A 13,401-nucleotide genomic window follows, 5' to 3' on the forward strand; every position below is an offset into this window, starting at 1 on the left:
AGCTTGAGCTACTCATGCAAATAGATTTTCATTGCCTCGTTAAACAATTCTCGTAGCTTATCCTTGTTAAGATAATAATAGAATCTATGCTCATATCTTTCGAAGTCCACTATTCCAAGCTCCTGAAGGTTTGTCAAATGATATGAGGTAGTAGCCGCACTCATCCCTATCTCTTCTGCTATTTCATTTACATACCAGGGCTTTTCAGCTAAAAGCTCGATTATGCTCATCCTCCGCTTATCAGAAATAGCCTTTAAGAAATTCAAAATTTTTTCCCTCTCAGGCTCTTCTTTAATGAACCTCCATGTTTCACTTCCAAGTATAATACATTCTATGCCTTCCCTTGAAGACCAGTAATCAGAACCTCCGAATTTAAAGAGACTTATGTGAATCATAACTACTGGCCCAAAAACATTTATATCCTTTATAAAGTATTTCCTGCAAAATCTTTCGGGATTTGATAAGAACTCCTTTTCATACTTTTCCATTACTGGAACTATTGCTTCATATATTTCCTCTTCAAAAGGCATGTATGCCTTTTCATAAAACTGCTTTAAAAGCATAATATATCTTTGTTTTGTTTCTTTAGCGTTTTCAATACTCTCTATAAGCTTCAGCTTCATATCTTCATCAGTTAATTCAAGTTTTTTAATAATATTCAGCAGTTCATTAGGATTGTTTTTAATCATATCCCAGTCATATACTTCACGAATATTCCTATTATTATTTTCGTAAAATATATTCTCCACCACATATGAAAGCATTGTATATTCATCACTTTTATCAATTATTTCAAACATTTGCTCAATGGTATTTACCTCAGGATTATGCTTTAGGTATGTCATATAAATAGATACTCCCATTGCATTACAATAGGTACATGTATATTTATGAAAAAAGTAACTAAGTTCCCATCTCATATAGCTTGATAGCCCTTCTTTCATACTGAATGTCATATCTATTATGCTTTGTATCTCTCTTTCTTCCTTTTCATAAACATCTGCGAAAATTTCATCTTTAAAGGATACTGCAATAAGTGAATATAGTAGCTCCAAGGGCTTGCTAAACATAAAATTGAATTCCTTACTATCTATCTTGTGTAGCATTTGGCATCTCCTTTCGAAACATTTCTAATCTTCGAACATTTTTATGTATTTCTAATGTTATATTATTCCTCATTTTTAGTATTGTCAAGTAGAAAATTTAACATAGGCTTTTATATATTTATATAGAAAGCATTAAATCAATTTATTGGATATTCTAAACAGCTATAGAAATACTCATCAACTAAAAAAATCTGTTTTTTCGTTTGTCATTCTGAGACACAGTCGAAGAATCTTATGTTTCCAATACATAGGAGATTCTTCGCTGTTGCTTAGAATGACAGAAAAGGGACTTTTCAGTGGCCTCTATTAATAGAGTGGTTTTTTATATCAATTTAATGCTAAGGAAGAACCTTTCTTGCTGTATAATAGTTTTTTGCATAATATCCTGATAAAAGTGTTGATGTCTTTACTACATCTCCCGAACTAGGAGCATGTACAAATTCACCACTTCCCACGTATATTCCTACATGATTTACATTTTTCCCATCTTTAGCGAAAAACACTAAATCTCCATAGGATAAACTTTCCTTTGATACATACACTCCCGCTTTCGATTGATCACTTGATGTTCTAGGCAATGCTATGCCAAGCTTGCCATATATAGAATATATTAATCCCGAGCAATCATAACTATCTGGTCCTACTCCACCCCATTTATATGGCTTGCCCATTTCTTGAGATATGAAACTTGCTAACTTTAATCTTATGTCACCCTGCCTACTAACACCGCCTCTTGATACATTGGCACTGCTATTCAAAGCAGCTCCATATTCTAAAACTTTTCCATGCATTCTTTTAGCAAGAACAATTGCTTCCTCTCTTGTAGTATTGCCACTAGGGTTAAATCTATTATCTCCAACTCCACTTATAACGCCAAAGTAGTACAAATAATTGACGGCTTCTTTTGCCCATGATGAAATACTATCATAATCAGTGAATATGTATTCATACGATTTTGAATAGTTGAACTCAGGCTTTAATATTTTTAATTCACGATACAACATCGAACTTATCTCTTCTCGATTTATGGTGCTATTAGGATCAAATCTACCATTTCCCTTGCCATATACTATTCCTAATTGATATGCTATCAGAACCTGTGTGTTTTGTGTGTCTGTAAAAGGGTTTTTCCCTTGAAATGAACATTCTTTGCCACTTAATAATTCATACAACTTCACAGCAACCTCGCTAAATTCTTCCCTCGTAATACTGCTCCTATAATCTCCTTGTATCTTCTTTGGAACAAGATTAATCTCTTTAGCTTTATCAATATCTGCCTTCGCCCAGTTACTTGGAGTATTAATATTATTCTGTGATAAAGCTGTATCAGCATATGTAATATTAGGGATAATTACAATAGCTATCATTATAAGCATAACAAGTAATCTTAATTTACTAAATCTCTTTATCATTAGTTACCATATCCTTTCTAGTTAGATTAGTATATGAATTTCATTCACTAGACGACATGTCTCATTTTGATTATATACATACTATCATAAAAATTAGTCATTTGTTCTCACTTTATTATCCCATGTTTTCCATAATATTCTTATTCACTATTGTTTACTATTTTTTATGTATTTATGAAATACAATTATTTGCGATAAAAAAATAGAAGCAACCCAGAGAAATTATCATCTTGAATTGCTGCTAGAAATGCCTTATGTGTCTAACCTTTTGGTTTAATCCAAAACCAGTAAAGTATCTCAAAATTTATTTGGGATTAAATTTTGGGCTGACCGTGACATACCACCTTGTCCCATGGCTACATTATTGTTTTGAATTTTCCTTTAACTCGAGTATACTATATATAACTACATAAATAAGGGGGAAATGCTATGCTAATTAATAGTCAAAGAGAGTTTGAACTTTTAAAAAGAATTGGTTTTATACGAACTAGTGGCTCGGAAGAAGAGTTAAAGGCCGCTAATATTCTACTGGAAGAAATCTCCTCAATAGGATGTAAGGGGTACCTAGAAGATTTTAAAATTCCTACTTCTAAAATTCAAAAAGCTACGTTAAAAGTAGTTGAGCCTTATGAAAAAGAATATGAGATTACACCATATAATTGCTCAGCTAGTACTTCTGAGGGTGGAATAACTACAGATTTTGTATATATAGAAGATGGACTTGATGCAAATTTAGTTGATCTTAAGGACAAATTTGTACTTATAAATGTGAGGCCAGATTCCAAGCTTTATAAAAAACTTATAGAAGCTGGTATCGCAGGTTATATAACCATGTGTGGTACTGCCATGGATGAGGAAGATAAAACTGATATTACTGTGGCTAGAATGCGTGAAAAGAATACACAACATGGAAAAATGCCTGCTATAAATATGCGCATGAAAGACTGCTTCCATATGGTTAAGAACAATGCTTCTAAAGTTAAAGTAGAAATAATTGCTGAGGATATAGAGCTAACTTCTCATAATGTTGTTGTAACCCTAGAAGGTTCTAAATATCCTGATGAAATAATATCTTTCGGTGCTCATTATGACAGTGTTCCTTTCAGCACAGGTGTATATGACAATGGTGCTGGTTCAGTTATAATAATGGAGCTACTTAGACATTTTAAAGAAAATCCACCTATCAGAACAGTGGAATTTGTTTGGTATGGCTCTGAGGAAATTGGACTTCTTGGTAGTAAAGCCTATTTAAAGGCTCATGAGGAAGAACTAAAAAAGCATCTTTTAATGATCAATGTTGATGTTGCAGGTTCTATTCTTGGAAGAGAAAAGGCTTTGGTTACTGCTGAACAAAGCTTAGTTGATTATATTGACCACATAGCTAAAATTAAAGGCTTCCCACTTAAGGTAGAGCAGAGTATATATTCAAGTGATTCCACAGCCTTTGCTGATGCAGGGATTCCTTCCGTTACGTTCTGTCGTTTTGCCCCTAACGGTGGAGCATTCATCCACACTCGTAACGATGTTATTGATTTTTTAAGTGCTGAAGCCTTAGAAATGACTACTATAATAACTAGAGAATTCAGTGAATCAATTGTAAACTCAGTGGTATTTCCAATTGAAAGAAAGATTCCAGATAATATGAGAAAGGAATTAGATAAATACTTTGGTAAAGAATCTAAAAAAGAAGATTAAAAGAAATCAAAAAAGGCAGTGGATACAGATGTCCACTGCCTTATATATACTAAATAATACGTCTATCCTATTTTAGATAGTAGGAAACAAAGCTATAGCCTCCTCAAAAACGACTATATTAATAGCGTATACCAAAACTAACAACCTGTCAAGAAATACTTTGGAAAATTGAGAAAAACTAAGAAAAATATTTTTTTCTCCCATTGTGATTATAGGAACCTATACTAACAGGTTTTCTTTTTACTTTCATATAAGGTAGAATTATTAAGCAATGAAAATGGAGGTGAATTGTCATGCCACAAATTGAACTAAATGGAATATCTAAAATCTTTAAAGTCTCTGAAAGACCCGAGGGACACTTTGGTGTGCTGCGTGGGGCTTTTAATCGTAAAACAAAGATAATTAAAGCTCTTGAGGACTTAACCTTTCAGATCGATGAAGGTGAACTTGTGGGCTATATAGGCCCAAATGGAGCAGGAAAATCTACCACTGTTAAAGTTATGAGTGGAATATTGACTCCTGAAAGTGGTAGCTGTACTATTCTTAACCGAATTCCATGGAAGGAACGTATCCCTCATGTTTCTCAAATAGGTGTTGTATTTGGCCAGCGTAGCCAGCTATGGTGGGATGTCCCAGTAAAAGATTCCTTTGATTTATTAAAAGATATTTACAGCATAGGAGCCATAGATTATTCTAATCGTTTGAATGATCTTGTTGAAATTCTCCATATGTCAGATTTTCTTAAGACGCCTGTAAGACAGTTATCTCTAGGTCAACGAATGCGATGCGAAGTTGCAGCTGCACTGCTGCATAGTCCACGAATAGTATTTCTTGATGAGCCGACCATTGGACTCGATGCAGTTTCTAAGCTTGCTCTGAGAGATTTCTTAAGGAATGAGAATCGCAAGAATGGCATAACGATGATTCTCACAACTCACGACATGGATGATATCGAATCATTATGTAATCGGGTCATGGTTATTGGTCACGGTAAGCTCCTATATGATGGCAAGCTAAGTATGCTAAAAGAACAATATTCATCTTACAGGCGTATACGTGCAACCCTACATAAAGATATGAGTGAATTTCCAATTGAATTTGCAGAAAGTGTAAAGATCGAAGGAAACATCTGGACAATAATATTCAATCCTCTAAGAATAGCTCCCCATTCTTTAATTGAGTATCTTGTAAAAAAACTACCAATAAAGGATATTACCATTGAGGAAGAAAATATAGACGAAATAATCGCCTCAATGTACAAGTCCAGCTAAGAATTGTCAATAAGTAATTTAAAAATATTTGATATACCAGTTGCGCTAAAAAAGGGTAACGTTAACAAGCCTTTTGAGTGATTATCAAAAAACAAAAATTTGAAATATAGAATTTCACTATGCAGCGATGTCGCATTTCGCTTTTAAGTAATTCATTTGATGTTGTTCTGGAGTGATGATTTCAAATTCTTTTTCATCACGTAAAATTGCAAATACAATATTGCATACTTTGTGCATAATTGCTCCAAGAGCTACCATCTTAGGTTTGCACTGACATTTTTTAAGATAGTATTCACGTAAAACAGAATTGTTAGCAGATCCATTACGATTTAACCCAATACTGACTAAAGCCATGGTGTGTATTACTCTTCTAGCAGTACGCGAACCACGTTTTGACATACTAATTTTGCTGCCATTAAACTTGCCAGATTGCTTTACCGCCGGGTCTAGACCAAAATAAGCAAAAAGCTGTTTAGGCGAATGAAAAGCAGAAAAATCTCCGATTTCACCCATAAGGCTTACAGCAGAAAGAAATCCTGCACCTTTAAAGGATTCAATGAGGTGTATCTGTTTTACAAATTCAGTATCCTCGTTAGCATTCACGAGTTCATGCATATCAGAGAGTATGGTTGAGATTTCTTCATCATACTGACGGATAAAACGAATATATAGAAGAATACGCTTAAAGTTGCTGCTTACTGAATGACCAAAAGTCTTTGCATCATTTGCTGCCTGAATAATTGCATTATACTTGTTTTCAGCATAAGTAAGACCAAAACGTGCAGTAGAGCGAATGGAAAGAATTATTTCATCTTTAGAAGCGTTTAAAAAAGCATCTGGTGAAGTATATTTTTCCAACAAGGTCAAAGCAGTATTTGTAGTTATTTTAGAAAAATATTTAAAAACTGAGGAAATACCATCCGCAGTTCACCTTGGAGCTTATTAACATAAGCAGAGCGGTTATCCATCAGATCATAATATTCTCTTGAAAGATTTCTTAAATCAAGTACAAGGTCTGATGGCATAATAGAAACTTTTTAATCAGTCTTTAAACCAATTAATGCATCTTTTTGAATCAAATTTATCATTATGTACTTTTCTAATGTTAATATTTGTGCTATTCTTAGTGATGATAGGATTAATGATGGATACCAAAAATCCCTTATCACGAAGATAGCAGAAGAGTGGGTAATGATAAATTCCCGTGGATTCGAGGAAAATGCGACTTTCCAAAGAATACAGCTCTTCTGCTTCTTTGATTTTAGAAACAGAAGCAGCTAGGGAATTTAAATCAGAATGTAGAATTTTGAAAGGTTTTCCTACAAAGGTTTGGTTAGGTAGTGCAATAGACATCCAGCTAAAGTCAGCACCAACATCAATACCAACCGAAATAAAAGAATCATATTTAATAATGTTTGACATGATCTACAGCTCCTTTCTGATAGGAATCCATTTCCAAGCAATGAGTACACATCCTAGCATGTGATACAGGTATAGCCTGAGGCTCCCAACCAGCCAAATCATAAAACCTCATTGAATGGACTAATTGACTTAATCGTAGGTATAGGTCAGTAGAAACTGACTTCCCAAGGAGATGAACATTCTTTATCCTATCCGTAAAGATTATACTTTATGATAGGTCTGGAGTCTACCAGGAACCGTCAGACATGTTAATTTAAGAAGTAACGTCTGATGAAGGAAGAACTCCTTCTTCTGTTACGAAATAATAGAAATGTGTTAACAGCATAGTCATTCGTGACTATGACATTATTATACTAGGAGATGTGCCTATGATGAAGCCTACCCAAAGATTAAAATCTACGATAAAGGCCTGCTTCTCTTTATTCAGAATTAGAATTGCTGCAAGTGTTCAATATCGTATGTCAGGACTGGCTGGTGCTTCAACCGGTATATTTTGGGCACTTATTGAAATAACAGCTTATCGAATTTTCTATACCTATGCCAACAATAGAGAGGTAGGCATGATGGCAACGCTTACCCTTAAGCAGGTAATAACCTATACGTGGCTAGCTCAAGTATTGTGGCCAATGCAGCCCATGAATATAGACAGTGAAATATTAAATAAAATCACCAGTGGCGATATCGGTATAGAAATGTGTCGCCCATTAGACCTATACTTCCACTGGTTTTCAAAAACAGCCGCTACTAGGTTAACTCCGTTGTTATGGCGTAGCTCCATAGTTCTAATATTCGGCATGCTCATGCCTGCAGCCTACAGAATAAGTCTACCTTCATCCTTGCCAGGCTTTCTATGTATGCTCATGTCTATTGTTAGCGCTTTACTCCTGTGTACCTCCTATGCTATGCTTACTTGTGCCGTACGACTTAACATCTCTTGGGGTGACGGTCCAACCTATATCATGATGCTCATAGGGGGAGTGCTGTCAGGTGGTTATCTTCCACTTCAGCTTTGGCCCGAATCTATACAGAGGTTCTTGCTTATTCAGCCCTTTGCCGGATACCTAGACATTCCTTTGCGTTTTTATGTAGGAACGATAAATCCTAAAGATGCTTTTTGGGCTATAGGATTGCAGCTCGTTTGGATAGGTGCTTTTATTGTAGCAGGTAGAATGTTAATGTCCAAGAAGCTAAAAAATATTATTGTACAGGGGGGTTAGGATATGAGCAGCTTTAAACTATATTTTAAATATATTCGGCTAAACTTCCTCGCAGGTTTACAGTATAAAGGATGGCCTATAATGGTTCTACAAGTAATGATTGTCGTCATAACTGATCCACTTAGCCTTATACTTATGTTTTCTCGCTTTGGAAATATAGGTGTCTGGTCAGTAGAAAGAATAGTCCTTATTTATGCAATGGCGGTTACAAGCTTTGGTCTTGCAGAAACCTTTTGCAGAGGCTTTGATTACTTTCCATGGCGTATGATTCGAACTGGCGACTTTGATCGTGTATTGCTACGTCCTCGTTCATTGTTCGTGCAAATATCTGCCTCTTATTTTCATATTCATAGAATCTCAAGAGTTGTTGGTGGTACCAGTGCAATTATTTGGTGTCTATGGAAGCTAAAAGTACAGCTTACAGCATTAGATATAATGACAATCATATTTGCACTCATAGGTGGACTTTTAGCATACGTAGGAGTTTTCTTGATGACATCCGGAATCGCATTTTTTACTATACAGGGCCTAGATTGGATATATATATTTACAAATGCAAGCTATCAGGTTACCCGCATGCCTATAGATTATATGCCAAAAACCCTAAGATATATTTTTACTTTTTTTATGCCAATGTTAGTTATAAGCTATTATCCTGCCTCTGCCGTCTGTGGATGGGGTGAGAGCTATTATAAAGGTCTGCTTGCTCTGCCAGCAGGAGCTGCTTTTTTTATCCTCTCAAATTTTATATGGAGGTTTGGAGTGAAGCATTATAAGAGCACTGGAAGCTAATAAGTGTCTTATATAAGACACTTAGAGATACTGATACACAATGTGCTTTGTCAAGAGCCTATAGAATTTTTTTATATTATATGAACTATATAAAAAAATACTCTTCTTTGCTAATAATTGGAATAGACAAAATAACAATTATTACAAGGAGGGGTATTTTTATTTCGAATACTTCTAAGGAATTTTTAAGAGAAAGCTGTACCAACTGTTTAAGCGAAGCACAATTACAAATCCTAAGCAACGCAGCATAACAATTGTTATTAACTAGTACAACAGATTAATTTAATTATCCTGTAAATAAAAAAGATGTCTGGAGTGTCCTCTTATCTTCGTAATACAGCAGTTTTTATTAAATTCGCTCTTTTGGTAAATAAGGATTATAAAGATTTTCCTATTTAGATATGTTAGCTATAACAATATCTGATATATCTCCACCCATACTTTGTATTTCTATTTCTACTTGCTCCCGATACTCTATGACTAGTAGTTCCCCTTCTTCTAACGGTACTTTTTCTCCATCTGAAGATACTTTTATATTCCCCTTATAGCAATAAATACAATGAAATCCATTTAAAAAGTCTATATTGTTCCTTAATTTCAATCTCTCGTTATAAGTCGCTCTATAATGTTCTAGAATTCCCTTCGTTCCTTTTCTCAACATTAAGTTAAAGTCCCTTGCATTGCCGAAGCTTGTGGTATTCCAATCTCCTTCAAAGCTATCCTGCTCAAATTGCTTAAGTGTTACAGTATGATGCTTATCATGTACTAGCTTCAGTTCCTTCTCCAAGACCATAAGATGTCTTTCAAAACCTGGTAACTCTGTAAAGGTTGATTCTTCAAGCTCTACAACTGCTGAGCTTAATCTCCAGATAAAGTTCCTATCTCCATAGATTGCATTCTCTGGAAATATAGCTAGTTGGGTAGTAATACCTCCTGCCCATTTATTTGTTATCTGCTGCTCCTTATTTATTATCTTTATACTATTGATCATTCTCATACTCCTTGTGTTATTAATATGATTATGCAATACTGCTATAAACGCAATCAAAACGTCCTCTTCCCTTTAAATATAGCATAATCTGTGATTCAAGACAAAGGAAAGTATGGTTTATTTAATCTACATCAAAGTTTTTGTATTCAAATGTAATGTAGTTTTCTATGCTATTTGTACTAGTTGCTTAAAATAAATACTAATTTTCTACCCCTTGCATCATATTCTTAAATCAACTAATTGAGAAATTTATTCTGGTAGCTTGTAAGCACATAGTCCATTGGCTTACATCCGATAGCAGAAGCAACCGAACTACATTTTGCTCGCAATAGATAGAATATGTTTTTATCTTTAATATCACTCAATGTTTCAAAATTAGCTTGCCCTTTACTTATAATAAGATCTGCTTTATTAAATTCACTCTTAAATGTACTTGAGCAATCCTTTAATATGGTTCCCTGTGCAGAATGTCCATTATCAATGACTCTTACTAAGTCTGTAACACCTGTACTTATTGCATCCTCCATGGTTGCATCATTAACTATTGGACCTCCCTTAACTACATAAGTAACCTTGCTTGTCGGGAGATTCTCTAACAGAAATTTATCAAATATGATTTCACCAGAATTGTCAGCAATATACATGATATTCTTTGACATTTCTACTGCTTCTCTTAGAGCAATTGTTCCCGTACCAAAAATATCATGTTTGATACTGTCCTCAACAGACTTAACGATATCTGAAGGCTCCAGCTTTAGTCCAACTGAAAAATCTATAATATTTCCGGCAATAGCCAACCTACAAGCCATATCAAAGCGATCTTCTGCCTTATCTAACCACTTTTCCTCAATAATTCTCTCATAAATCTCTTTAGCAATTTCATTGTACTGCTCTTTCAATCTTTTATATGGATCATTAACACCTGTAATATTCTTAGCATGTTGATGCATTCTAAAGGCTATCTCAGGTGCTGCCTCATTGAAATCTATTTCTCCCAGTTCTCTCAAAGCCCTTTTTATTATTTCTTCTTGCATTGTTACATTATTTGTAGCTTCTTCAGCTATTTCTACGGCTTGTCTAGCAAGACAAGAAATGCATTCACGTGATATCTTCATAGCATTCTCCTTAATAGTAATATGGTTTTATTTTACTAAATGTTATATTAAGCATCTTCTTCTCTCCAATATTTTGCTCCATCCTTTGTCCTTGAAAGAAGGCCAGCATCTATGAGTCCTCGTCGCAAGAGAAAGTAGTCATTAAATGTATGCCAATTATTGATAACCTCATTAACTTCGCGTTCTGTATAAGATCGTCCACACTCAAACTTACCAGACAGATATTCAAGAACCTCAAGCTTTAACGCTTGTTTTGACGGCCAAATCTTTATCCTGTCTTCTTTATCCAAAAATCTTAAAATATTATTTTTCATTTCAACCAATACTCCTTACAGTCTTTTGTTCTCTCCATAAATCCATATTCAATCAAATAGCGTCTGATTGTTGCAAAATCTTCATAGATATCCTTTATAATATCGTTAACTTCCCTTTCACTATATCGCTTGTCTCTTTCAAATTGCTCAGATATCTTCTTCAATATTACTATCTTTTTTTTCTCTTTTGTAGAAAAAGTCTTTAACCTTAAGGGTTTCATTGAGGAAAACATGGATTGTATAACCTTTTCTTCCTCTTCTTTAGTTATAAAATAACGATCATCTACCATTTTTGCACCTTTATGCATATCTATAAACTCACTATTTTTATCATATGATTTTTTTCTAATATCAGCACCTTGTGAAGCTAACTCGTAGAGTGCAAGGTAAAGCTTCGCCTGCTTTGCTTTTTCTCTGAAGACAAAACGCTGATGACGAATCGTAGAAGAAGCAACACCATTCTTTTTGGCAATTTCGCTATCATTCATGCCAGAATAGACCATCCTGAGTAAATCTTTTTGATTTTCTGTCATGCCTGTATATTTCTTATCATTGGAAGCAAGTATGTCAAACATATCGTCATGTTCGCTTTGAATATGAATCTTGATCATTCTGGAGGCATCGTAGTATTTGTCATTAACTCTAAAAACTTCTCCACTCTCAAATTCTTTCCCACAAATGTTGCATATGAATTTCTGATGCTGACTCTCATATGAATAACCCTTTTTAATTTCATCTAAAGTCATGCTAATAAGATTTTCAAGCATAGTCCACACCTCGTCCATTTCAGTTTACTATATCTATAAATATATTTTATTATTGTTTATTATTTTTGTCAACAACATTTAATAAATTCAAACTAAAAGTTGATGATTATATCTGCCCATATTCACAAAACAAAAACTGTCATATTATCTTTTAATAACACAACAGTTTTCGATATGAAATTCTTCTAAATTTCGGACACGTATAATTAATACATAATATATTACAGTAGTTATTAACCACATCTTACTTTTCTACTACAATACACATTGTTTTAGATTCTTCATCATATACTTTGCTTGAAACATCTGAATATATTTTAATGTTTTTAAATCCTACTCTTTCAAGTTCAGCTCTTATCGTTTCTTTTGTATAACAACAATTCCATACACGAATAACTTCTATCTTGTTTTCATGATCAATGATAACATATTGGTCAAGTCTTATATTATCTTCATAAATATAGTGAGTTTGTAAACATAGATGGGTTTCTGGTTTCCAAAATCCACTTCCCTGATTTAAATACCAATCCTTACTTTCCTGCTTTCCTTCATAATTTTTTGGAGTAAATACATCAAATATAAACTTCCCTCCTTCTTTCATAGCAGAATAAATTTTTTGTAATAAGATTCTCCTCTGTTCATGTGATAATACTCCAAAATCACAATAAATTAATAAAACTAGATCAAATTCATCATTATAATCCATCTCAAGATAATCCATATATATGTATTTAATATTATAACCTTGTCTTTTCGCTTGTTCTCTAGCATACTCTATAGATCTTTTAGAAAAATCTATCCCTGTTATTGAATATCCCTTACTAGACAATCTTTGCGCATATAATCCAGGTCCGCATCCTAAGTCTAAAACATTCTTCTTAACTTCAGGAGAAGCTATTGTTTGAATCCATTCTACTGACTTGTCCATGAAGCCATGACTTCTACTTGCAGCTTCTAATTTAGGATGCAAGTGAGCCTCCAACATCTTTTTCGAAATATGCTCATCATCTCAAAATTTTGCGCTACTTGCTGCATACAACTCTGGCCTTTTTGAATACTCTAATAGTTTATTTATCATTTTACAGCTCTCTGAACTCCTTTAATTGATTTTTATTATTTTACTTCTCATTCCATTTTTTACAAAGTACAATTTCTTCACAAGCTTTTCTATCAATGTTCTTTAGCCTATGTTATAAGTATGAATACTGCATCTTCAGAAAAATTTGGCATTTCACTGACTTTTCTAATGTCTAAATAATTTGCCAAACATATAATAATACTAGTGAGTAGCTCTATCTA

The 13,401-nt window shown here is 33.9% G+C and carries 13 protein-coding genes; 4 read left to right on the forward strand and 9 right to left on the reverse strand.

What is annotated here, in order from left to right; genetic code table 11:
* Positions 1–8 precede the first annotated feature (8 nt).
* Together QO263_RS01735 and QO263_RS01740 are read right to left on the reverse strand one after the other, a co-directional pair.
* Entirely contained in the window at positions 9–1,106 is a 1,098-nt protein-coding gene (locus tag QO263_RS01735; RefSeq protein ID WP_285625736.1) for an ArsR/SmtB family transcription factor, read from the reverse strand.
* Between the two features lie 338 nt (positions 1,107–1,444).
* Positions 1,445–2,518 (reverse strand): NlpC/P60 family protein, encoded by a 1,074-nt coding sequence (locus QO263_RS01740; RefSeq protein ID WP_285625739.1) that lies wholly within the window; start codon positions 2,516–2,518, stop codon positions 1,445–1,447.
* 429 nt (positions 2,519–2,947) lie between these two features.
* On the opposite strand from QO263_RS01740, the gene QO263_RS01745 reads away from it, so the two are divergent.
* Together QO263_RS01745 and QO263_RS01750 are read left to right on the forward strand one after the other, a co-directional pair.
* The gene (locus QO263_RS01745) at positions 2,948–4,213 is read left to right on the forward strand and encodes a M28 family metallopeptidase (protein ID WP_285625741.1); all 1,266 of its coding nucleotides are present in this window, start codon (positions 2,948–2,950) and stop codon (positions 4,211–4,213) included.
* A 365-nt stretch (positions 4,214–4,578) separates the two neighbouring features.
* Entirely contained in the window at positions 4,579–5,484 is a 906-nt protein-coding gene (locus tag QO263_RS01750) for an ABC transporter ATP-binding protein (RefSeq protein ID WP_285625744.1), read from the forward strand.
* A gap of 117 nt (positions 5,485–5,601) precedes the next feature.
* On the opposite strand, the gene QO263_RS18930 is transcribed toward QO263_RS01750, so the two are convergent.
* Together QO263_RS18930 and QO263_RS18935 are read right to left on the reverse strand one after the other, a co-directional pair.
* The gene (locus tag QO263_RS18930; protein ID WP_352169205.1) at positions 5,602–6,342 is read right to left on the reverse strand and encodes a transposase; all 741 of its coding nucleotides are present in this window, start codon (positions 6,340–6,342) and stop codon (positions 5,602–5,604) included.
* Between the two features lie 183 nt (positions 6,343–6,525).
* Positions 6,526–6,906, reverse strand: a complete 381-nt coding sequence (locus tag QO263_RS18935; RefSeq protein WP_352169207.1) for an IS110 family transposase — start codon at positions 6,904–6,906, stop codon at positions 6,526–6,528.
* Between the two features lie 368 nt (positions 6,907–7,274).
* Here QO263_RS18935 and QO263_RS01760 point away from each other — a divergent pair, with 368 nt between their 5' ends.
* Positions 7,275–8,123, forward strand: coding sequence for an ABC transporter permease (locus QO263_RS01760; RefSeq protein WP_285625747.1), 849 nt, complete (start codon positions 7,275–7,277; stop codon positions 8,121–8,123).
* 3 nt (positions 8,124–8,126) lie between these two features.
* Positions 8,127–8,915 carry an ABC transporter permease gene (locus QO263_RS01765; protein ID WP_285625750.1) on the forward strand — a complete coding sequence of 263 codons (789 nt, stop codon included), beginning with the start codon at positions 8,127–8,129 and terminating at the stop codon, positions 8,913–8,915.
* 391 nt (positions 8,916–9,306) lie between these two features.
* Here QO263_RS01765 and QO263_RS01770 read toward each other — a convergent pair whose 3' ends face one another.
* The 5 genes from QO263_RS01770 to QO263_RS01790 all read right to left on the reverse strand — a co-directional run bounded on the left by QO263_RS01770 (position 9,307) and on the right by QO263_RS01790 (position 13,072).
* Entirely contained in the window at positions 9,307–9,906 is a 600-nt protein-coding gene (locus tag QO263_RS01770; RefSeq protein WP_285625753.1) for a HutD/Ves family protein, read from the reverse strand.
* Between the two features lie 236 nt (positions 9,907–10,142).
* On the reverse strand, positions 10,143–11,021 hold the full coding sequence (locus QO263_RS01775) for a damage-control phosphatase ARMT1 family protein (protein WP_285625756.1): 879 nt from the start codon (positions 11,019–11,021) through the stop codon (positions 10,143–10,145).
* 47 nt (positions 11,022–11,068) lie between these two features.
* The gene (locus QO263_RS01780) at positions 11,069–11,335 is read right to left on the reverse strand and encodes a DUF2087 domain-containing protein (RefSeq protein ID WP_285625758.1); all 267 of its coding nucleotides are present in this window, start codon (positions 11,333–11,335) and stop codon (positions 11,069–11,071) included.
* Positions 11,332–12,102 carry a DUF2087 domain-containing protein gene (locus QO263_RS01785; protein WP_285625763.1) on the reverse strand — a complete coding sequence of 257 codons (771 nt, stop codon included), beginning with the start codon at positions 12,100–12,102 and terminating at the stop codon, positions 11,332–11,334. Before QO263_RS01785 ends, QO263_RS01780 begins: the two co-directional genes overlap by 4 nt.
* A 244-nt stretch (positions 12,103–12,346) precedes the next feature.
* Positions 12,347–13,072 (reverse strand): class I SAM-dependent methyltransferase, encoded by a 726-nt coding sequence (locus QO263_RS01790; protein WP_285625765.1) that lies wholly within the window; start codon positions 13,070–13,072, stop codon positions 12,347–12,349.
* Positions 13,073–13,401: the final 329 nt, after the last annotated feature.

Origin of the sequence: Proteiniborus sp. MB09-C3 (genome assembly GCF_030263895.1) — a bacterium.
Taxonomy (GTDB): domain Bacteria; phylum Bacillota; class Clostridia; order Tissierellales; family Proteiniboraceae; genus Proteiniborus.

Bases quoted from the DNA above. Each gene is read 5' to 3' on its own strand.
- QO263_RS01735 (WP_285625736.1), bottom strand. From the start codon at position 1,106: ATGCTACACAAGATAGATAGTAAGGAATTCAATTTTATGTTTAGCAAG.
- QO263_RS01740 (WP_285625739.1), bottom strand. From the start codon at position 2,518: ATGATAAAGAGATTTAGTAAATTAAGATTACTTGTTATGCTTATAATG.
- QO263_RS01745 (WP_285625741.1), top strand. From the start codon at position 2,948: ATGCTAATTAATAGTCAAAGAGAGTTTGAACTTTTAAAAAGAATTGGT.
- QO263_RS18935 (WP_352169207.1), bottom strand. From the start codon at position 6,906: ATGTCAAACATTATTAAATATGATTCTTTTATTTCGGTTGGTATTGAT.
- QO263_RS01760 (WP_285625747.1), top strand. From the start codon at position 7,275: ATGATGAAGCCTACCCAAAGATTAAAATCTACGATAAAGGCCTGCTTC.
- QO263_RS01765 (WP_285625750.1), top strand. From the start codon at position 8,127: ATGAGCAGCTTTAAACTATATTTTAAATATATTCGGCTAAACTTCCTC.
- QO263_RS01770 (WP_285625753.1), bottom strand. From the start codon at position 9,906: ATGATCAATAGTATAAAGATAATAAATAAGGAGCAGCAGATAACAAAT.
- QO263_RS01775 (WP_285625756.1), bottom strand. From the start codon at position 11,021: ATGAAGATATCACGTGAATGCATTTCTTGTCTTGCTAGACAAGCCGTA.
- QO263_RS01780 (WP_285625758.1), bottom strand. From the start codon at position 11,335: ATGAAAAATAATATTTTAAGATTTTTGGATAAAGAAGACAGGATAAAG.
- QO263_RS01785 (WP_285625763.1), bottom strand. From the start codon at position 12,102: ATGCTTGAAAATCTTATTAGCATGACTTTAGATGAAATTAAAAAGGGT.